This is a genomic window from Arthrobacter sp. ISL-28, from assembly GCF_018613875.1.
Lineage (GTDB): Bacteria > Actinomycetota > Actinomycetes > Actinomycetales > Micrococcaceae > Arthrobacter.
In genome coordinates, this window is the sequence record NZ_JAGGPJ010000021.1 from 30,331 (window position 1) to 49,456 (window position 19,126).

The 19,126-nt window shown below is 64.2% G+C and carries 21 protein-coding genes; 16 read left to right on the forward strand and 5 right to left on the reverse strand.

Going from position 1 to position 19,126, the window contains the following annotated elements:
• The first annotated feature begins 6 nt into the window (after positions 1-6).
• On the forward strand, positions 7-471 hold the full coding sequence (locus J7E80_RS15740) for a hypothetical protein (protein ID WP_215053182.1): 465 nt from the start codon (positions 7-9) through the stop codon (positions 469-471).
• Positions 468-2,297: a DUF5671 domain-containing protein gene (locus J7E80_RS15745; RefSeq protein WP_215053184.1), complete on the forward strand. Its 1,830-nt coding sequence runs from the start codon at positions 468-470 to the stop codon at positions 2,295-2,297. Before J7E80_RS15740 ends, J7E80_RS15745 begins: the two co-directional genes overlap by 4 nt.
• Positions 2,298-2,317: 20 nt before the next feature.
• Here the strand turns inward: J7E80_RS15745 and J7E80_RS15750 are convergent, their stop codons facing one another.
• Positions 2,318-3,022: an endonuclease/exonuclease/phosphatase family protein gene (locus J7E80_RS15750; protein ID WP_215053185.1), complete on the reverse strand. Its 705-nt coding sequence runs from the start codon at positions 3,020-3,022 to the stop codon at positions 2,318-2,320.
• A gap of 212 nt (positions 3,023-3,234) precedes the next feature.
• Here J7E80_RS15750 and J7E80_RS15755 point away from each other — a divergent pair, with 212 nt between their 5' ends.
• The 6 genes from J7E80_RS15755 (at position 3,235) to J7E80_RS15780 (ending at position 7,357) form a co-directional block, all read left to right on the forward strand.
• Positions 3,235-3,561 (forward strand): DUF427 domain-containing protein, encoded by a 327-nt coding sequence (locus J7E80_RS15755; protein ID WP_251036960.1) that lies wholly within the window; start codon positions 3,235-3,237, stop codon positions 3,559-3,561.
• A 72-nt stretch (positions 3,562-3,633) separates the two neighbouring features.
• Entirely contained in the window at positions 3,634-4,437 is an 804-nt protein-coding gene (locus tag J7E80_RS15760; RefSeq protein ID WP_215053186.1) for a thioesterase family protein, read from the forward strand.
• Between the two features lie 173 nt (positions 4,438-4,610).
• Entirely contained in the window at positions 4,611-5,360 is a 750-nt protein-coding gene (locus J7E80_RS15765) for a lipoyl protein ligase domain-containing protein (RefSeq protein ID WP_215053205.1), read from the forward strand.
• A gap of 40 nt (positions 5,361-5,400) precedes the next feature.
• Positions 5,401-5,940: a hypothetical protein gene (locus J7E80_RS15770; protein WP_215053187.1), complete on the forward strand. Its 540-nt coding sequence runs from the start codon at positions 5,401-5,403 to the stop codon at positions 5,938-5,940.
• Between the two features lie 192 nt (positions 5,941-6,132).
• On the forward strand, positions 6,133-7,065 hold the full coding sequence (locus tag J7E80_RS15775; RefSeq protein WP_215053188.1) for a LysM peptidoglycan-binding domain-containing protein: 933 nt from the start codon (positions 6,133-6,135) through the stop codon (positions 7,063-7,065).
• Between the two features lie 85 nt (positions 7,066-7,150).
• Entirely contained in the window at positions 7,151-7,357 is a 207-nt protein-coding gene (locus J7E80_RS15780; protein ID WP_215053189.1) for a hypothetical protein, read from the forward strand.
• A gap of 125 nt (positions 7,358-7,482) precedes the next feature.
• On the opposite strand, the gene J7E80_RS15785 is transcribed toward J7E80_RS15780, so the two are convergent.
• Positions 7,483-8,097, reverse strand: coding sequence for a LysE/ArgO family amino acid transporter (locus J7E80_RS15785; RefSeq protein WP_396020789.1), 615 nt, complete (start codon positions 8,095-8,097; stop codon positions 7,483-7,485).
• A gap of 78 nt (positions 8,098-8,175) precedes the next feature.
• Here J7E80_RS15785 and J7E80_RS15790 point away from each other — a divergent pair, with 78 nt between their 5' ends.
• Complete coding sequence (locus tag J7E80_RS15790) at positions 8,176-9,057, forward strand: LysR family transcriptional regulator ArgP (RefSeq protein WP_215053191.1); 882 nt, start codon at positions 8,176-8,178, stop codon at positions 9,055-9,057.
• Between the two features lie 28 nt (positions 9,058-9,085).
• Here J7E80_RS15790 and J7E80_RS15795 read toward each other — a convergent pair whose 3' ends face one another.
• Positions 9,086-9,343: a mycoredoxin gene (locus J7E80_RS15795; protein WP_215053192.1), complete on the reverse strand. Its 258-nt coding sequence runs from the start codon at positions 9,341-9,343 to the stop codon at positions 9,086-9,088.
• 106 nt (positions 9,344-9,449) lie between these two features.
• Here J7E80_RS15795 and J7E80_RS15800 point away from each other — a divergent pair, with 106 nt between their 5' ends.
• The gene (locus J7E80_RS15800; RefSeq protein ID WP_215053193.1) at positions 9,450-10,199 is read left to right on the forward strand and encodes an SOS response-associated peptidase; all 750 of its coding nucleotides are present in this window, start codon (positions 9,450-9,452) and stop codon (positions 10,197-10,199) included.
• Positions 10,200-10,214: 15 nt separating this feature from the next.
• On the opposite strand, the gene J7E80_RS15805 is transcribed toward J7E80_RS15800, so the two are convergent.
• Positions 10,215-10,634: a VOC family protein gene (locus J7E80_RS15805; protein ID WP_215053194.1), complete on the reverse strand. Its 420-nt coding sequence runs from the start codon at positions 10,632-10,634 to the stop codon at positions 10,215-10,217.
• Between the two features lie 14 nt (positions 10,635-10,648).
• Between J7E80_RS15805 and J7E80_RS15810 the strand changes: the two genes are divergently transcribed.
• The gene (locus tag J7E80_RS15810; RefSeq protein WP_215053195.1) at positions 10,649-10,975 is read left to right on the forward strand and encodes a chorismate mutase; all 327 of its coding nucleotides are present in this window, start codon (positions 10,649-10,651) and stop codon (positions 10,973-10,975) included.
• Positions 10,976-11,077: 102 nt separating this feature from the next.
• On the opposite strand, the gene J7E80_RS15815 is transcribed toward J7E80_RS15810, so the two are convergent.
• Complete coding sequence (locus J7E80_RS15815) at positions 11,078-11,464, reverse strand: hypothetical protein (protein WP_215053196.1); 387 nt, start codon at positions 11,462-11,464, stop codon at positions 11,078-11,080.
• 152 nt (positions 11,465-11,616) lie between these two features.
• Here J7E80_RS15815 and J7E80_RS23895 point away from each other — a divergent pair, with 152 nt between their 5' ends.
• From J7E80_RS23895 to pgsA, 5 genes are all read left to right on the forward strand, one after another.
• Positions 11,617-11,961 (forward strand): DUF6504 family protein, encoded by a 345-nt coding sequence (locus tag J7E80_RS23895; protein ID WP_251036962.1) that lies wholly within the window; start codon positions 11,617-11,619, stop codon positions 11,959-11,961.
• Entirely contained in the window at positions 11,958-15,557 is a 3,600-nt protein-coding gene (locus tag J7E80_RS15820; protein WP_215053197.1) for a DNA polymerase III subunit alpha, read from the forward strand. Before J7E80_RS23895 ends, J7E80_RS15820 begins: the two co-directional genes overlap by 4 nt.
• Before the next feature lie 175 nt (positions 15,558-15,732).
• Positions 15,733-17,697, forward strand: a complete 1,965-nt coding sequence (gene thrS, locus J7E80_RS15825; RefSeq protein WP_251036971.1) for a threonine--tRNA ligase — start codon at positions 15,733-15,735, stop codon at positions 17,695-17,697.
• A 19-nt stretch (positions 17,698-17,716) separates the two neighbouring features.
• Positions 17,717-18,304 carry an HIT domain-containing protein gene (locus tag J7E80_RS15830; RefSeq protein ID WP_215053199.1) on the forward strand — a complete coding sequence of 196 codons (588 nt, stop codon included), beginning with the start codon at positions 17,717-17,719 and terminating at the stop codon, positions 18,302-18,304.
• A complete protein-coding gene (gene pgsA / locus J7E80_RS15835) occupies positions 18,294-18,914 on the forward strand; it encodes a phosphatidylinositol phosphate synthase (RefSeq protein WP_215053200.1) in 621 nt (206 codons plus the stop codon). The genes J7E80_RS15830 and pgsA overlap by 11 nt, the downstream gene beginning before the upstream one ends.
• Positions 18,915-19,126: the final 212 nt, after the last annotated feature.

The window sequence follows — 19,126 nt, forward strand, 5'->3', positions numbered from 1 at the left end:
TCACGAATGAACGCATCCGCGGGGCGGCCCGATCGGATCCTGATCGTCATTCTTTCCATCATCGCGGTCCTCGTGGCTGTGGCGTTGGCCGCCGTCTTCTTCAGCGGCCAGCAGGAGCTCCTCGATGAAGGCACGCCCGCCGGGGTGGTGCAGCGGTATGCGGCTGCCGTCCTTGACGGCGACGAAGCTGCCGCAGCAGGCTACCTGGCGGAGCGGTCCGGACGGCAGTGCAGCCCGACGAACCGCCGTACCGCTGGCGGCATGCGGGTCACCCTCGTTTCCACGACGGAACGCGATACCTCCGCGGACGTTCGAGTGGCCATTTCGATCTCGAACGGAGCCGGCCCTTTCGGGAGTCAAGAGTACGAGACAGAGGATGTGTTTGACCTCGTCAAGGTCAACGGGAGATGGCTCGTTGAAGCCGCCCCGTGGCAGCTCACCATCTGCCCGGCCCGTGCGGTGAAGCCATGAGCGCTGGCCGGCCTGAAACGGCCCAGCCAGCGCACGCTGCCCTGAGCGTTGTCCGGCGCCTGATCGTTTTCCTGCTCCTCTTTGTCCTGGTGCTGATCGGGGCATCCGGCCTGTCCGGGCTGCTGGAACGGCTGTTGTCCATCGGCTCAGCTCTGGCGGAGCGCGACGTCGGCGGGCTGGCCAGGTCTCTGGCGTTCGCCGTGATCGGCGGGTCTCTGGCCGCTGTTCTGTGGTGGCTTGTGTGGCGGCGGCTGCCCTCGCCGGAGGAACGGTCATCCCTGGCCTGGGGTCTTTACGTGGCCGGAGTCTATACAGTTGCCCTCGTTACGTGGACTACTGCTCTGCTCGGCCTGGCTGCGTCGGTCATCGGCGGGGAGGCACCAAAGTGGGACTCGGCCGCCGCTACGGCACTGGCTTGGGGCCTTGTCTGGGGATGGCATCGGTGGATGTGGCGGCATCCCACGAAAGGACCGATCCGGCTTGCCGGTGTGCCCATCGTGCTGGGTTCAGTGTTCGGTCTGCTGATCGGCACCGGCGGGTCGGTGACTGCCTTGGGCGGCATTCTTGATGCCGGCCTGTATGGATTGGCGGGCACCCCATCTGTCGGGAAACCTTGGTGGGTGCCGGTAGTGCAGGCGCTCGTCTGGGCGGCCGGGGGAGCAGCCGTCTGGTGGTGGCACTGGATCCGTGGAGGCGGGCTTCGCCTTCGGTCGGGGCTGGCCAACGTGGCCCTTGCCGTCGTCGGCGTGCTTGGCGGCTGTGTCCTTGCCCTTTCCGGCGCGGTCACTGCCCTGTTCGTGCTGCTCCGGCTGGCCTTCGACCGGTCGGATGCATTGGGACAAATTGTGGAACCTCTCGGCCCTGCCGTGGCTGCCGCCGCGGTCGGGTCACTCGTCTGGCGCTATCATGCCGTACTGGCAAGTCGGCGGTCCGGCACCATGCGCCAGGCCAGCAAGCTGCTGGCCTCCGGTGCTGCCCTGGTGGCCGCCGCCTCGGGGATCGGAGTGATCGTCAATGCGGTGCTGGGCCTGGCGGAGACCGCCCTGGCCGGAAGCGGAACCCGCACGCTGCTGCTGGGAGGCATGAGTGCACTGGCGATCGGCGGTCCGGTCTGGTGGAAGGTGTGGGACCCTCTCCATCGGCACGGCGCAGGGCGGCCTGAGCATGGGAAGCCTGAGCCGGGGAAAGCGGCGTCAGGAAAGCCGGAATCAGGGCGGCGCATCTACCTGGTGGTGGTTTTCGGCGTCAGTGCAGTGGTGGCCCTGATGACGCTGCTGGTCATCGGCTATCAGGTGTTCGAACATCTGCTTGACGGCTCCGGCCGGGAAAGCCTGTTGGGCCGGGTGCGCGTCCCGCTCGGCCTGCTGGTCGCAACGGCACTGGTGGCCACCTATCACTACGGCACCTGGAGGAGGGACCGTCCGGCCCATCCTCCGGCGGGCACCGGTCAGGACACCGGCCCGGAGCTGCCGGCCGGAGAGCCTGCCGCGGAGCGCAGTATTGGGCACGTCATCCTGGTGACGGGGTTCGATCCCGTTCCGTGGATCCGCGTCATCCGCGAAGTCACCGGAACCGAGGCAACTGTATGGCGACGTGCCGACGTTGGCGGGACCGCCGTCGGGCCCCTGAGCGCTACCGAAACCGGTGCCGCTTCGACTGCCTCCGGCCTGCTGGCCGGGGCACTGAATGGGGTCAGCGGCGAGTACGTGCTGATAGTGGTTGGCCGCGACGCGGAGATCGACGTCATTCCGCTGGATACCGGTTCGGCGCCTGAACCCGCCCGGACAGGACTGCCTAGCCCAGGGACTGCCCAGCCCGGCAAGTGACTGGCGGGGGAGCTGCCGAGTCAGGAAATGGACTGCTGCTTGATCGGGGAGCGGTCCTGACCGTACTCGGCTGTGACCAGGATCGGCAGGTGGTCCGACTTCCCGCGGGGCAGGGTCTCCACACTTTCGATGTCCAGTCCAAGGGACGTGGCGAAGTCGAAGTGTCCCTTGAAGACCTTGTAGCGCGTGTACGTCCTGCGGTTGCTGAGCGACAGGGCGTACCCGGAGTCCTTCATGTGCGCGTGCAGGCTCTTAGTGAAGAACGGGTAGTTGAAGTCCCCGACCATCAGCGTCATGAGGCCGCTCCCCATGCTGAGCAGCTCCGCGTGCGCGGCATGGATCTGCTTCCGGCGGAGCGAATTCGAGGCGGTCAGCGGCGCCGCGTGAAAGGAGCCGATCACCAGTTCATGGTCCGTCTCGTTGTCCACGACGCGGGTGCCGATCAGACGCTCGTGGGCGGGAGCCATGACGTGGTCGTGCATTGATTTCTTCAGCGCGAAGGTCTTGGTTTCCAGCGCCGTGAACCGCTCGGTGCGGTAGTAGATTGCCAAACCGAGCCGGTTGCCTTTGGTGACGTCGGCCAGGTGGAGGGGTCCGAGCGTCTCCGGCAGCTCCGTGGAATCACATTCCTGGAGGCACAGGGCATCGATCCCGAAATTGCGGGCCAGGTTGGCCAGCTCGCCGCTCGCTTTGTGCTTGCGGAGGTTGTAGCTAATTACTCGCATCAGTGGAACACCTCTTCCGAGGGCTGCTAGAAGGACCAGTCTCCGAGTCTACCCAGAACATCATATGGAGAACGGGAACGTTAAGCGCGGGTCTGGCCGCGCACCCGATCAGGCTGCCGACCAGGCACAGGGGTGTTGATCAGGGATGCGGATGGAATCTTTGGGGAAGACCTGTTGTTGGACAAGTTGCTGGGCACAGCGGTGGAACGTCGTTGAGCGGGCAACGATCGGCACCCATCGGGGAGGCAGGCACCATGGTCAAGGCAGTCTGGAACGGCGCAGTCATCGCAGAAAGCGATGCCACCGTAAAAGTCGAGGGTAACCACTATTTCCCTGCATCGTCCGTCCGCGTCGAATATTTGGAGGACAGCCTGCACCGTACTGTTTGCGCGTGGAAGGGCGAAGCCAGTTACTACAGCGTGGTCGTTGACGGGCGGCGGAACCCGGACGCCGCGTGGTACTACGCCGAACCCAAAGCGCTCGCGGCCCACATCAAGGACCATGTGGCCTTTTGGCACGGCGTCCGGATCGTGGGCTAGGAAGCCGGTCCTTCGCGCCGGAAGCGATAGGGTGATCCGGGATGACGAACCACAGCTTCGAAGGGGTCAACGTTGACTGCTGCACTGCCGGAACTCGCTGCGGGCGACTCCTATTATCAGGATCTCGGCCAGGGACGCTTCTGCTCCACCATCCACGCCCAGGGTGCGTGGAACGAGCACGAACAGCACATGGCGCCCGCTGCCGGACTGCTCGCAGACCGGCTGGAACGGCACGAGCCGCGCCCGGACATGCGCATGGCACGCCTCAGCTACGAGATCCTTGGCCTCATTCCCGGCGGAGAGTTCGCAGTCACCACCACAACACTCCGCCCGGGCAAAACAATTGAGCTTTTGCAGGCAGAACTGGTGGCGGCCGGACGGGTGGCCATCCGCGCAACCGCATGGCGGATGATTACCAGCGACACCTCCGCCGTTGCCGCCGTGGAGGACGCGCCCATCCCGTCCCCTCACGACTGCAAGCCGTACGACGGCGCCAGCGTCTGGCCGGGCGGTTACATCCGGTCGCTTGAGATGAGGGTGGCGGAAGGGCACCGGCCGGGCGCCGGCAAGGTCTGGCTGCGCACCGACCACCCTCTGACGGATGCGGCCGACAGCACGGACATGGCCCGGCTGGTTGGCCTGGTGGACACGGCGAACGGCATTGCCGCCCGGGTCGCGCCGGGCCGGGACAGCTACGCCTTTCCCAACCTGGACCTGCAGATCCACATGTACCGCAGGCCCGAGGGCGAATGGCTGGGGTTGGACAATGCGGTGTCGTTCGGCGCCGACGGGATAGGGCTCACGTCGACTGTGCTCCATGACCTGGCGGGGCCGTTCGGCCGTGCGGAACAGATCCTGACCGTTCGGAAGAGCTAAGGATGTAATGACGCAGAAAGCGACGACGTACCCTAGATTCGGCCGCTCGGCCAGCAGCCTGCCGATGTGGCTGCGGTAGAACGGGTGCATGGCCTTGAGCCATACTGCGCCCGGGACCGCGAACGCGGCCGCTATAAAGGAACTGCACCATGACCATAAGGGAGCCCAGCACCATGCAGCAGGCCGGAATCGGATCACGGACGCTGACCGTTGTTCGGCAGCACGAATCGCTGGGTGCGGCCAGGGACCTTGACTTCGGGATCGAGCTGCTGGGCTTGGCGAAGACGGGCCGGATCGGGCCCACGCTGAGGCTGTACCGCCCCGCCCCGACGGTTGCCTTCGGACAGCGTGACACCCGCCTCCCCGGCTTCGGAGCCGCCGCGCAGGCATGCCGGGAGCAGGGCTTCGAACCCTTGATCCGCAAAGCCGGGGGACGCGCCGCGGCCTACCACGAGGGAACCCTGATCGTCGATCATGTTGAGCCCCACACTGATGCGATCGCGGGGGCCAAGGGCCGGTTCGCGTTCTTCGGCGAGATGCTGGCGGAGGCTCTCCGCAGCACCGGTGTGGATGCTGCCGTGGGCGAGATTCCGGGTGAGTACTGCCCGGGTGAGTTCAGCGTCCACGGAACCGATCCGGACGTCCCCTCGCGTCAGGTCAAGCTCGTGGGAACCGCCCAGCGCGTGGTGTCCGGCGGGTGGCTGTTCAGTTCCGTCATCGTGGTGGAGAATTCAGCGCCGATCCGCAGCGTCCTCACGGCGAGCTACGGCGCCCTTGGCCTGGACTGGGACCCGGCAACCGCCGGTGCCGTCAACGACCTCGTTCCGAGATTGGACGTCCAGGCAATCGAAGACGCCGTGATCAGCACCTACAGTGACTACGCGGCGCTGGGGCCCGCCGAGTTCAGCAGCCTGCAGGCGTAACGGCGGGCAAGGATTTGGCGCCCAAGGGGAAGGTAGTTCAGTGGATTTGTTGAGCGGCATCAGCGAAGAAGGGCTCCGCACTCTTCCCTGGGCCGCGGCACTTGTCTTCGGACTCACCATGACTGTCTGGCGTCCGCACAGGTTTCACTGGGCCGCGCTTGGTTCTGTCCTGCTTTTCGTTGCCGTCAACGTCGGGGCCGGGCTCTACGTTTTGTACCACTACGGTGATGCCCGCTGGGGCGGCGGCGGAGAACCTCCATTAAGTGCGCCCTCGCTGTCCGGTGCCCCGGTTGTAGGGCAGTTCATGGGACCCCTGGAGTCCTTTTTGAGCGGTGTCGTAGGCGGGGTGAATGATTTCCTGGCGTTCAAGCGCTCCCTTCCAGTTGCACTGGAATTCTTCGCCGCAGCCGGCTGGGCACTGCTGATAGCCCTCCCTTTGGCCATGCTCGCCATCGCCATGAGCTATGCCGAGGCGAGGCGCCGCAGGGCAGAGTTCGCCCGATACCAGCTCACGGTCGAGAGGCTGAAGGACGAGATCGAGGACATCAAACGGCAGCTGGGTTCTGGAGCCGGTCCCTAGCGTATGCTCGAGTGCGTGCTTGGCGCGGACTTCTCTCGCCGGAGGATTGGGGGGACAGCGATGGTTGAAACGGGATGTGCGAAAAGAAGGCCGGAAATTCTGGCCGTCTCAGCGAAAAGTCTGGCGCTCGCCGTCGTACTCGCTGGCGCCCTTACCGGCGCGCTCTCGGGATGTGACGGACAGGGTGCACGGGTGACCGATCCGGAGGCGCCGGTGACTGCCGGAACCGTCAAACAAGCGGCTGTTCCCGCACTGCAACCACTGACGGGGCCCAGGGTGGCGGATTCGTTCGGGAACATCGATTTCTACACGACGGCGGCGGGTGACACCTACGCCGCCCTGACCAAGGAGTTTGGGATCTCCGAGGCCAAGATCGCCGCGTTCAATGACCTCACACCCGGGGTGCCGCTCACACCCGGAATGAGGCTGCGGCTGATTCCGCCGGCCGGCCCGCTGGCCGGTGCCACGGGCACCGCGATGGTCGATGCCGACGGCGTCCCCAGGAGCTACATCGTGTCCGCAGGCGACAACCTGGACGGAATCACGTACCGCTTTGGCCTCACCCAGGAGCAGCTGGCGGAGGCCAACAAAGTCCCGTACGTCCACGAGCAGGGGAACGTGTACTTCATCCACCCCGGCCAGCAGATCGAGCTTCAGAAGAAGCCTGTGGACAGCAGGGCCGGCACCGGAAAGACCGTCAACAACGCCTTCGGGCGGGCCGACTTCTACACCACCGTGGACGGGGACTCCCTGGACAGCCTCGGCTACCGGTTCCGCTCCACCACCCGGCAGCTGCTGCAGTACAACCCGGCGTTGAAGGCCGACCGGCCCATCCCGGCGGGAACCCGGATCAGGCTGATGCCGGGCGACCTGAAGATCGACGGCGCGCGGGGAACCTTTACGGCCACTGCCGACGGCGTACCGGTTACGTACACGACGGCGGCCGGGGACATCGGACGCCAGGTCGCGTTCCGCTTCAATCTTCGCCTCGATGAACTCGATGCCGCCAACCGGCCCTTGACCCCGGGGACCCGCACCTGGATCGAGTTCGCTGACCTGGCGGCTGGCGAGCTGATGCCCGGCCAGACCATCAGCCTCACCCGGGACCAGCCCATCAACAAATGACCTGGTCCTTCCTGCCGTGATTCCATCGACAGATCGGCTGCAGGCGGAGGACGATTAACGTACAGCCGCTGTAAGGAGGTCTGTGATGTGCTACTCATCGCGTGAGGATTTCGGCTGGGGAACCAAGAAGGACGCAGTCCGGAACCCCGAAGGGCGCCGGGAGACGACGCCTGCCGAACACCCGGAACCCCGGGTCCAGGCGGAGGAATCGAAACTGTGGGCCTTCCTTGCCCGCCGCAGGGAACACCAGGTTCCGAAGCCGATGGCCGACCGCATCCACGAGAAGGTTTAGGCGCAACAAAGGAAAGGCACCGCTGCCGGCGGTGCCTTTCCTTTGTTACTGGCCGTCCTACAGAACGGACTGTCTTACAGACTGGGGTGTCTTACGGAACGGCCTGTGTTAAGGAACGGCGTGTGTTACGGAACGACAAGGAGCACCGCCAGAACGACCATGAGGACGGCGATGGCGCCGTCGAGAATCCGCCAGGCGCCGGGGCGAGCAAAAACAGGCGCCAGGAACTTTGCGCCGAAGCCAAGGAGACTGAACCAGAGCGTGCTTCCCACGATCGCTCCCCAGGCAAACGGCCAGCGGCCCTCCGGACCATGGTCGGACGCGAGCGAACCGAGAAGTACGACCGTGTCCAGGTACACGTGCGGGTTCAACCAGGTCAGTGCGACGGCGGCACTCACCGCTGCTGCCAGCGTGGTCCGTTCGGAGGGAGCGGCACTGTTCAGGGCGCCCGGCTTCAGGGCGCGCCTGGCCGCAAAGAGTGCGTAGGCGAGGAGAAACCCGGCGCCGGCCCAGCGCACAATGACGAGCGTAAGCGGCGCGGCCTGGATCAGTAGGCCAACGCCGGCAACGCCTGCAGCAATCAGGACGGCGTCGCTGGCGATGCACACCACCACAATGGGTACCAGGTGTTCGCGGCGCAGTCCCTGGCGAATGACGAAGGCATTTTGGGCGCCAATGGCGACGATAAGGGAGAGGCCGGCGCCAAACCCGGTGGCCAAGGCTGCAAGGGAGTTAGTGATATCCACTTGCCTGACTTTAGGCGCCGCGGAATCATGAGTACAGCTAATCTTTCTTACCTCTATTAAGGAAAATTCAGGATGGAAGCCACCACGGAGCAGCTCCGAACCCTCGCGGCCGTGATCGACCATGGCACCTTCGACCGGGCCGCCGACGCGCTGCACGTGACGTCGTCCGCCATCAGCCAGAGGATCAAGGCCTTGGAGCAGCAGACGGGACGCATCCTCCTGCTCCGTACCAAGCCGGTCCGGCCCACGACGTCCGGAAGGGTGGTGGTTCGGCTGTCCCGCCAAGTGGCCCTGCTCGAGAGCGAAGCCATGGACGAACTGGGTCTTGAGGGAGCCGGAGCGCGCCCGCGCATTCCGCTGGTCATCAATGCAGACTCCCTCGCCACGTGGGTCCTGCCGGGTCTGGCAGCTGTTGAGCGGGCAAGTTTCGAGATCACCATCGAAGATCAGGACCACTCGATCGACCGGCTGCGGGAAGGCACGGCGATGGCGGCAATCACCTCAAATCCGGAGCCTGTGCAGGGATGCACGGTCCGTCCGCTGGGTGTCATGCGGTACCGCGCTGTGGCCAGCCGGTCCTTTGTGGAACAGTGGCTGCCGGACGGATTCACTAATGACGCGTTGTCCTGGGCGCCAGTCGTGGTGTTCGACCGCAAGGATGCCCTTCAGGACCGTTACTTGGAAGGCAGGTTGGACTCTGCGGCAAAGTACCCCCCGCGCCACTACGTCCCCGCATCCTCGGACTTCGTGCGCGCGATCGAGCTCGGGCTCGGGTGGGGCATGCTGCCGGACCTGCAATCGCGGGAGCTGCTCCACGCCGGGGATCTGACGGTCCTGGACGCAAAGCGGCACGTGGACGTCCCGTTGTACTGGCAGCAGTGGTCGATGGAATCGGCCACGCTGACTCGGATTGCCACAGCGCTGACAAAAGAGGCGGCCGCGCAACTGCGCTGACCGCCTCCCTGCCTGCGATTGCTTGAAGCTATGCCGCGAGGCGGGTCTTGACCTCGGCGGCCGAAGGGTTCGTGGCGGCGGTGCCGTCTGGAAAGAGAATGGTGGGAACTGTCCGGTTGCCACCATTGATCTGCTCAACCAGTTCGGCCGTGCCTTCAACCTCTTCGATGTTAATTTCGGTGTAGCCGATACCCTGGGCATCCAGCTGCTTCTTCAGCCGGGTGCAGTAGCCGCACCAGGTGGTCGAAAACATAGTGATGGTGCCGTCTTCGGGGGTGAAGTCCACGGAGATCTCCTCGGGTCTGGGTTTCGTTCCTGCCGGTTTCGCTTCAGACAACGGTAACCCGCGTGCCGGTATTCCCCCGCTTATGTTGCGATGGCATGCTGGTGCCATGTGTGGACGCTACGTGATGGCCAGGGCGGTCGGGGACCTGCTGGCAGAATTCGACGCCGAACTTGAGAACGAGACAACCATCCCGCCATCCTGGAACCTTGCACCGACGGACGATGCTCCTATCGTCCTGGAGCGTCTGATCGATGGAAGTGCAACCCGTCAGCTGCACATCGCCCGCTGGGGCCTGGTCCCGCCATGGGCGAAGGATCCCGGCGTGGGGCCGAAAATGATCAACGCCCGGAGCGAGACCGTGCTGGAGAAGCCGGCATTCCGCAAGGCGGTGCAGTCCCGGCGCTGCGCCGTGCCGGCTGACGGATACTACGAATGGAAGCAGGGTTCAGGACGGAACAAACAGCCCTACTACGTCCATCCCAGGGAAGGCAGCGGCATGGTGTTTGCCGGCCTGTACGAGTGGTGGAAGGATCCGTCAAAGGACCAGGGGGACCCGGCACGCTGGATGCTTTCCATGTCCATCCTGACGGCGGACTCCCCGCCGGAGGGGGCAGAAGCCAGCGTGTTTGGCGAACTTACCGCACTCCATGACCGCGTCCCGCTGCCCATGAGCCGCGAGACCATGGCCGCTTGGCTGGATCCGGAGGTTGATGACGCTGCGGGCCTGGTGGATCTGGTCCGTTCCGGTGTGAAGGAGGTCGCCGCCGGCTGGCGGGTGGAATCAGTGGGGCCGGCCGTGGGCAATGTGCGCAATAACGCGCCGGAACTTATCGAGCCGGTGGCAGCGCTCTTCTAGGCGGTGACCCGTCCGCTAGACGGTGACCCGGCCGCCGTCGTCCACGGTCCACGTGGGATTAAAAGCGATCTCCCACCGAAAGCCGTCCGGATCCGCAAAGTAGCCCGTGTAGCCTCCCCAGGGCTGCGTCTTGGGACTGGAGACGACGGTGGCCCCGGCGGCCTCAGCCTGTGCCATTGCCTCGTCAACGTCGGCTGCACTTCCCACGTTGTGGCTGAGCGTAATGCAGGGGACGGATGCGGGAGCATCGACCCTGGCCTCGGCCTGCATCTGTCCGGCGTCCCAGAGCGAGAGCATGAGTCCATGGTTGACCTGGATGAACACCACCTCCGGAAATTCACGGTGGACCGGCCAGCCTAGGCCGTCCACATAAAACCGGCGGGAGGCGGCAACGCTTCGCACTCCCAGTGAAATAAAATCGACTCGAGGCTGCATGGTTCGATACTGTCATGCTCATGTCCACAAATCACGGAGTCGATAAAAGCGCCCAGGCTGACAGGGAACAGCTCGCCGCTGTCCGAATCGCCGTGGACGAGGTTGATGACCAGATCGTCACGCTGATTGCGCGCCGCGAACGTCTCATCCGGATCGCGGGAACGCTCAAGGGCGATGATGCGGAAGTCCGGGCACCAGGCCGGGTGGAGCGGGTGATAGAGCACGTCCGCGCCGCAGCCGAGAAAAAGGAAATCGACCCGGACATCGTGGAAAGCACCTACCGGGCGATGATCTCAAAATTCATTGAACTTGAGATGAGAATCCACAAGGACAACAACTAGGGACAACAAGCAGTCCAGGCGCGTCACTAGCCCGTCTCACGCCCGAGCCCTCTCACCCCAGGCGGCTGCGGGCGCGTGAGGGCTGGCGTGTGCCGCAGGCGCTTAGAGCGACTCTTCCACCGGCACCCCGGCCTGGAACTCCCGGCCATCGGCCTCGCTGAAGGCTGACATGAGGTGCCCCTTGCCGAGCCCGAGTATGGTGCTCATGGGGAAATGGCCCGTAATGGTGCTGCCCGAGTGCTCGACACCCTTGACGTCGAAGTTCTCTTCAGAGCCGTCATGGCTGAACGAGTACATCGACACGGCCTCGCCATTCATGAACTCAATTCCAAGCCTCCGTTGATGCGAATAATCCGGAGTTGCTGCGACGAGTCCCACCACAAAGGCACCCGATCCTGGAATGTTGCCGTCAATATCGAATGTGGCCTCCAGAACAGTGTCTTTGGCAGCAATGCTTACATGCTTCAGGAGTGCGTCATTGGAACTCATGGCTCCATCCTGCCCCCTGAGCCGTCGTCCGTCCACACCCATCTAGGTTTTGTCGGTGGCCCGGCGTAGACTGTTCTTATTCGAATACATATTCGAACGCGCGGTTATGCAACTTAAATGCAGCAGATTCAGTTTGGCTTCCGGAGGCACCTATGGGCATGTTCAGCGAGTCCGTAGACGTGGTTTGCGGTCCTGATGGCCAGCCTGTGGAACTTCGATGGGGCGGCAGGACGTACGCAGTATGTGCTGAACCAGTTCGCTGGTATGAACGCCGCCAGTGGTGGGCCGAGGAGCAGCGGGCTCCGCTGGGCAGCGGCCCTGGACTGGTGGATCACGAGATCTGGCGCGTCCAAGTGATGCCAGCGGGAAGTCCGCCGGAGCCGGTACCGGTATCACCTGCCCCTGGACATCTGACCCTTGATCTGGTCCGGCAAACCGGCAGCGGACGCTGGAGGCTGCTCCGGATCCACGATGCACTCCGGCATAAGACAGCATGAGCTTCACCCACCTCCACGTTTCCACCGCCTTCAGCGCCCACTATGGGGTCTCCTGGCCTGATGAGCTTGCCCAGTCGGCAGCAAGTGAAGGGGCAACCGCCCTTGCCTGCACTGACAGGGACGGGCTGTACGGCACCGTAAAACACCTCAAGGCGTGCATGGCTGCCGGCCTGGACCCCGTCATCGGGGTGGACCTCGCCGTTTTCGACGACGGCGGAGACCTCCGCACCCAGCTCGCCGGCCGCGTCGTGGTGCTCGCTCATGGCCACACCAACGGGGCAGGGTACAAGGCGCTGTGCCGGCTGATTTCGGATGCGCACGCCCGCACCACCGGGAAGGCTGGGGGAGTCGTGCCCGTTGCTGTCACCCGGGCAGAACTGGCATCCAGGGTCCTGGACCCGGAGACCCTGAAGCCGGTGCTCACCGTGCTGATTGGTCCTGATTCCGACGTCGGGCGCGCCATGGGAGGGCGCCGTTACCTCCGGCCGCGCACCCTGTTCAAGGGCTGGCTGGACGCCATGCCGGCAGGAAGCGTCGTGGCCGAAATCGTCTCCCACCTCAGCGCCCCGGGGGAGCCGCTGAGCACTGCCCACGCCGTCCGCATGCTCAAGCTCGCCCAGGAATACAGTGTTCCTGCCGTGCTCACCAACGCCGTCAGGTATTGCGCCGAGGACGGAGCAGCTACAGCAGATGTCCTGGACTCCGCCCGCACCTTGAAATCATTGCCCGAGCTGTCCGCCGCACCGCTGCTTCAGCCAACCGGGCAGGGCTGGCTGAAAACGCCCGCGCAGATGCTGGAGCTGGGGAAGGAAATCATTCATGCCGCCGGCTATGGGGCGGCGGATCTTCAGGTGCTGCTCGCGCAAACGGAGGCGCTCGCCGACCGCTGCAGGATGGATCCTGTCTCTGACATGGGCTGGAAACAGCCCGTGGTGCCTGAAGCCTCGGTGATCGGCATAGACGGCGATCCCCTGGCCGAGCTAGTGCAAAGGTGTGAGGCGGGTGTTGGGCGGCGGTTCCCCGGGATTTCCGGTGCGGCCGAGGCTGAGATGCGCGCCCGCCTCGAGCATGAACTTAGGATCATCTCGAACCTCGGCTTCGCCTCGTATTTCCTGACTGTGGCGGAAGTGTCACGGATGATCCTGGACATGGGGGTGAGGGCCGCCGCCAGAGGTTCGGGCGCCTCAAGCCTGGTCAATTACCTGATCGATATCAGCCAAGTGAATCCGCTGCAGCACGACCTCATTTTCGAACGGTTCCTGTCGCGGGACAGATCCACCCTGCCGGACATTGACATCGACGTCGAAAGCGCTGAGCGGCACAACGTTTACCGAAAGATTTTTGACCGCTTTGGGGCCGAGCGCGTCACGCTGATGAGCATGCAGAACGGTTATCGTGCACGGGGCGCCGTCCGTGATGCCGGGATGGCATTGGGAATGGACGATCACGACGTCGGGGAGATCGCCAAGCAGCTGTGGCGGTTCTCTGCGCGCAACTTCCGGGAAGCGCTTGAGGAAAAGCCTGAGCTTCGTGAATTTGCTGACCGGGTGGAGCAGCGGGATTTTTCAGGCAACCAGCAGCTGGACCTGCTTGTTGATCTCACTGAACGCCTCGACAGGCTTCCCCGCCACATCTCCATGCACCCCTGCGGGGTAATCCTCGGCGACGCGACCCTGCTGGACCGCACCCCCGTCCAGCCGAGCGGACTGGGGCTGCCCATGAGCCAGTTCGATAAGCACGACATGGATCCCATGGGCATGCTCAAACTGGATGTGCTGGGAGTCCGGATGCAAAGCGCCATGGCTTTCGCCGTCCGGGAGATCATCCGGATCCATCCGTCCAAGGCACAGGTGGTGGCTGCAGGCGCCCATCCTGCAGGACCTGATGGCAACGGGCCGGACTACATCAGCGAGGACGGCCACATCGACCTCAACGCGGTGCCGCTGGATGATGAGCCTACCTATGAACTCATCCGGAGCACTCATACGCTGGGGTGTTTCCAGATCGAATCGCCCGGCCAGCGTGAACTTGTGGGCAAAATGGCGCCCCGGGATTTCAATGACCTCATCATTGATATCTCCCTGTTCCGTCCTGGACCCATGAAATCGGACATGGTGCGCCCGTTCCTGGAGCACCGGCACGGGTTCGCGCCGGAGGTCTACCCTCATCCGGATCTGAAGCCCGTGCTGCAGGAAACCCACGGAGTGACCGTGTTCCACGAGCAGATTCTCAAAACCTTTGACGTCATGACTCACTGCGGGCTGGCCAGGGCCGACGAATTCCGCCGTGCCCTGGGGAACGAGGAGCTTGAGCCGAAGGTCGAGGAATATTTCCGGCAGAAGGCACGGGAAAACAACTACACCCCGGAAGTGGTGGACAAGGTCTGGGAAACCCTCAAGGCTTTTGGCAGCTTCGGGTTCTGCAAGGCACACGGCGCGGCCTTTGCCGTGCCCACCTACCAGTCAGCCTGGCTGAAAGCCCATCATCCGGAGGCGTTCCTTGCCGGACTTTGGGAACACGATCCCGGCATGTACCCCAAGCGCCTCCTTGTCGCCGAGGCCCGCCGTCTGGGCATCCCCATTCTTCCACTGGACATCAACTGCAGCGGGGCTGAGTACCGGGTGGAACGGATCGATGAGGGGCCGGACCGCGGGAAACTTGGCATCAGGCTGAGCCTGAAAGGGATCTTCGGCCTCTCCGGAGCTGAGCTGAAGAGGATCGTGGCCGGGCAGCCATATGACTCCCTGGCTGATCTCAGGGCGCGGTCCAGGCTGACCAAGCCGAGCATCAAGCGGCTCGCCCAGCTGGGCGCTTTCGATTCGCTGCACCGCGAATCCGGCGGGGCCGCCAACAGGGCCGACCTTGTCCAGCATCTTCAGAACCTGCAGAACCGCCAGACCAAGAAAGGAATGGACGTCATTGAGGGCCAGCTGGCCCTGCCCCTGGGAGATGTTGAACTGCTGAACGTCAAGGCAGAACTCCCGCCGCCTACCATGATTGAAAACGTCAGGGCTGAGCTTGACCTGATGGCGGTTGATGTCAGCGAGCATCTGATGTCGAGCCACCGGCCGCTTCTGGACAGGCTGGGCGTCACCACCGCAGACAAACTCCTCGGGCTGCGCAACGGCACCGAAGTGCTGGTGGCCGGGGTCCGGGTCGCCACGCAGACGCCGCCCATGCGTGGGGGGCGCAGGGTCGTGTTCATCAGCATCGATGACGGGACCGGATGTATTGACTCTGTTTTCTTCCACGAAGCCCAGGAGCAGGCGGGCTCCCTGCTGTTCGGGACTCGGCTGCTCCTGATCCGCGGAACCACGAGGAGAACCGGTCCCCGGGGGATCAGCCTTAGTGCCACCATGGCCTGGGATCTCAGCCGGATAGAAACCCTGCCGTTCCCGGAGAAGGTTCCCGTGCCGGAGGAGGAAGCCGGCAATCTGTCTGCTCCTGGCAATCCTGCGAGTGGCAATCCTTCGAATGATAAGCCCAGCGATAATGGGGAACCCCACCCCGGCATGACAATCCCGGACGAATTCCGGCTCCCGGGACCGCTCACCGGAATCAGCAGAAATCTGGCCATCACGGGCCTGGGCGGCTGATTGCCTCGGCCCGCCCCTCCCCGTGCGCCGCTTTGGCTGGCCTCTGCCGTAACCGATACGATTGACGAGGCTGGCTGTGGTCCCCGTATGCCACAAGCTATGAAGCCTTAACTTTGAATAGGAGACACCCGTGTCAGAAGCCCAGCAGATCACCCTCATCGTTGATGGCGAAGAGATGAAGGTGACTACCGGGACCACCGGCGCGGAACTCTTCTTTGAGCGCCGTGACGTCGTTGTTGCCCGAGTCGACGGCGAGCTGAAGGACCTTGACCAGCCGCTTCCCGAAGGCGCCGAGATCGAAGGCGTCACCATCGATTCCCCGGACGGCCTCAACGTGCTGCGCCACTCGACCGCACACGTCATGGCCCAGGCCGTGCAGCAGCTGCGTCCCGATGCCAAGCTCGGCATCGGCCCGTACATCACAGACGGCTTCTACTTCGACTTCGATGTCGAAGAGCCGTTCACTCCGGAAGACCTTCGGCAGCTGGAAAAGATGATGCTGAAGATCGTCAACCAGAACCAGAAGTTCGTCCGCCGGGTCGTCAGCGAGGACGAAGCACGCGAGGCCATGACGGACGAGCCCTACAAGCTCGAGCTGCTGGGCAAGAAGAATGACGCCGCCGAGGCCGGTGAGGGCGTCAACGTCGAAGTGGGTGCCGGCGACATCACGATCTACGACAACGTGGACCGCAAGAGCGGAGACAGCGTCTGGTGCGACCTGTGCCGCGGCCCGCACCTGCCCAACACCAAGCTCATCTCAAATGCGTTCGCCCTGACCCGATCGTCGGCCGCCTACTGGCTGGGGAACCAGAACAACCAGCAGCTCCAGCGCATCTACGGCACCGCCTGGCCCACCAAGGAAGCCCTCAAGGCCTACCAGGAGCGCATCGCCGAGGCAGAACGCCGCGACCACCGCAAGCTGGGCGCCGAGCTGGACCTGTTCTCCTTCCCCGATGAGCTGGGTTCCGGCCTGCCGGTCTTCCACCCCAAGGGCGGCATCATCCGCAAGGCGATGGAGGACTACTCCCGCCAGCGGCATGTGGACGCCGGCTACGAGTTCGTCTACACACCGCACATCACCAAGGGACACCTGTACGAAGTCTCCGGCCACCTTGACTGGTACAGGGAAGGCATGTTCCCGGCGATGCACATCGACGCGGAACTGAACGAGGACGGCACCGTGCGCAAGCCCGGCCAGGACTACTACCTGAAGCCGATGAACTGCCCCATGCACAACCTCATCTTCCGCTCCCGGGGCCGTTCCTACCGCGAGCTGCCGTTGCGTCTCTTCGAATTCGGTTCCGTATACCGGTACGAGAAGTCGGGCGTGGTCCACGGCCTGACCCGCGTGCGGGGCATGACACAGGACGATGCCCACATTTACTGCACACGTGAGCAGATGAAGGACGAGCTCACCAAGACGCTCAACTTCGTCCTCGGGCTGCTCAAGGACTACGGCCTGGACGACTTCTACCTGGAGCTGTCCACCAAGGATCCCGAAAAGTACGTGGGCGAGGACGCCGCCTGGGACGAAGCCACCCGAACCCTGGCCGAGGTGGCCCAGGAATCCGGTCTCGAGCTGGTTCCGGATCCGGGCGGAGCCGCGTTCTATGGCCCCAAGATCTCCGTTCAGGCGAAGGACGCCCTGGGCCGCACATGGCAGATGTCCACGATCCAGCTGGACTTCAACCTGCCCGAACGCTTCGAACTCGAGTTCCAGGCCGCCGACGGCACCCGCCAGCGTCCGGTCATGATCCACCGCGCCCTTTTCGGCTCTGTGGAGCGCTTCATGGGCGTCCTCACGGAGCACTATGCAGGTGCCTTCCCGGCCTGGCTGGCTCCGGTCCAGGTTGTGGGGATTCCAGTGGCGGAAGCCTTCAACGACTACATGTTCGACGTCGTGGACCAGCTCAAGGCCGCCGGGATCCGCGCCGAGGTCGACATCTCCTCCGACCGCTTCCCGAAGAAGATCCGCACGGCCAGCAAGGACAAGATCCCGTTCGTGCTGATCGCCGGCGGCGAGGACGCCGAGGCGGGGGCGGTCTCCTTCCGCTTCCGTGACGGCAGCCAGGACAATGGCGTGCCGGTGGCCGAGGCCGTCCAGCGGATCGTGGACGCCGTCCGCAACCGGACCAGCTAGCCAGGGGGAGAGGCACATAGTGCAGGAGAACACAGACGCGGGCTATCCGGGCGATGCCGAGGCGACGGACGACTTTGGCCTCGCCGGTGTTCCGGATGCCTTCCAGCGCCTGTGGACTCCGCACCGTATGGCGTACATCAAGGGCGGGCAACACCAGTTCAAGAATCAGGACGACTGCCCGTTCTGCATGGCGCCGGCGCGCACCGATGAGGAATCCCTGATCGTGTACCGCGGCCGCACCAGCTATGTGGTGCTGAACCTTTTCCCCTACAACCCGGGCCATCTGCTGGTCTGCCCCTACCGGCACGTTCCGGACTACACGGACCTGACAGTCGAGGAGACCGCCGAATTCGCCGAGCTCACCCAGACCGCCATGCGCGTGCTGCGGAAGGTGGCGAATCCGGGCGGGTTCAACCTGGGCATGAACCAGGGCGTGGTGGGCGGTGCGGGCATTGCCGGGCACCTGCACCAGCACATCGTTCCGCGGTGGGGCGGGGACGGGAACTTCTTCCCGATCATCGCCCAGACCAAGGCGATCACCCAGACCCTCGACGAGGTCCGCCAGCAGGTGGCCGAGGCCTGGCCGGGGGAGACGCATGCTGAATAGGCATGCCCGCGGTTTCTTCACCGCGCTGTTCTCCCCGCTTGCCCGCTGGCTTCTCAAAATTGGCGTTTCCCCGGATGCCATCACCATTGTCGGAACGGCGGGCGTGGTGGTCGGTGCCCTCGTCTTCTACCCGCTGGGGCAGCTGTGGTGGGGGACCATCTTCATCACAGCCTTCATCTTCTCCGATGTCATCGACGGCATCATGGCGCGGATGCAGGACCGCGGAGGCCGCTGGGGCAACTTCCTGGACTCCACGCTGGACCGGCTCGCTGACGGAGCCCTGTTCGCCGGCGTCGCCATCTGGTTTTTCACCGGCGGAGCGGAGACAGGGATAGCCGTTAGCGCCGTCGTCTGCCTTGTGCTGGGCATGGTGGTGTCCTATGTCCGGGCCAAGGCGGAATCACTCGGCTTCCAGGCGAATGTCGGCATTGCTGAACGCGCCGAGCGGCTGGTCTCCGTGCTTGTGGTCACCGGCTTCACGGGCTTGGGGCTGCCGAGCATCGTCCTGTTCGTGACGCTCATCCTGCTGGCCGTGGCGAGCCTCATCACGGTGGTGCAGCGTGTGCTGGCCGTCCGGCGCCAATCCCTGGCGGATACCGAACTGGGCTGATTAAGCCGGGCTGCCGCGGTGGGACTAGTATTAGGACTGCCTGGTCAATGGATCCGGTAACCCGGTGTGTGCGAATTACGGCATTTCCGTGTCGACTGCACCCCCGGCGAAGGTCATCTATCTACCCATAGGGGTTTTTGTGTCTACACCTGATGTAAGCAGCGAAGCCGGCTCGTCCGCCAATAGCGTCACGGGCAGCAGCCGCGTCAAGC

Bases quoted from the DNA above. Each gene is read 5' to 3' on its own strand.
- J7E80_RS15740 (WP_215053182.1), top strand. From the start codon at position 7: ATGAACGCATCCGCGGGGCGGCCCGATCGGATCCTGATCGTCATTCTT.
- J7E80_RS15765 (WP_215053205.1), top strand. From the start codon at position 4,611: ATGCAGCAGGCCGGAATCGGATCACGGACGCTGACCGTTGTTCGGCAG.
- J7E80_RS15780 (WP_215053189.1), top strand. From the start codon at position 7,151: ATGTGCTACTCATCGCGTGAGGATTTCGGCTGGGGAACCAAGAAGGAC.
- J7E80_RS15815 (WP_215053196.1), bottom strand. From the start codon at position 11,464: ATGAGTTCCAATGACGCACTCCTGAAGCATGTAAGCATTGCTGCCAAA.
- J7E80_RS23895 (WP_251036962.1), top strand. From the start codon at position 11,617: ATGGGCATGTTCAGCGAGTCCGTAGACGTGGTTTGCGGTCCTGATGGC.
- thrS (WP_251036971.1), top strand. From the start codon at position 15,733: ATGAAGGTGACTACCGGGACCACCGGCGCGGAACTCTTCTTTGAGCGC.
- J7E80_RS15750 (WP_215053185.1), bottom strand. From the start codon at position 3,022: ATGCGAGTAATTAGCTACAACCTCCGCAAGCACAAAGCGAGCGGCGAG.
- J7E80_RS15800 (WP_215053193.1), top strand. From the start codon at position 9,450: ATGTGTGGACGCTACGTGATGGCCAGGGCGGTCGGGGACCTGCTGGCA.
- J7E80_RS15745 (WP_215053184.1), top strand. From the start codon at position 468: ATGAGCGCTGGCCGGCCTGAAACGGCCCAGCCAGCGCACGCTGCCCTG.
- J7E80_RS15805 (WP_215053194.1), bottom strand. From the start codon at position 10,634: ATGCAGCCTCGAGTCGATTTTATTTCACTGGGAGTGCGAAGCGTTGCC.
- J7E80_RS15790 (WP_215053191.1), top strand. From the start codon at position 8,176: ATGGAAGCCACCACGGAGCAGCTCCGAACCCTCGCGGCCGTGATCGAC.
- J7E80_RS15810 (WP_215053195.1), top strand. From the start codon at position 10,649: ATGCTCATGTCCACAAATCACGGAGTCGATAAAAGCGCCCAGGCTGAC.
- pgsA (WP_215053200.1), top strand. From the start codon at position 18,294: ATGCTGAATAGGCATGCCCGCGGTTTCTTCACCGCGCTGTTCTCCCCG.
- J7E80_RS15820 (WP_215053197.1), top strand. From the start codon at position 11,958: ATGAGCTTCACCCACCTCCACGTTTCCACCGCCTTCAGCGCCCACTAT.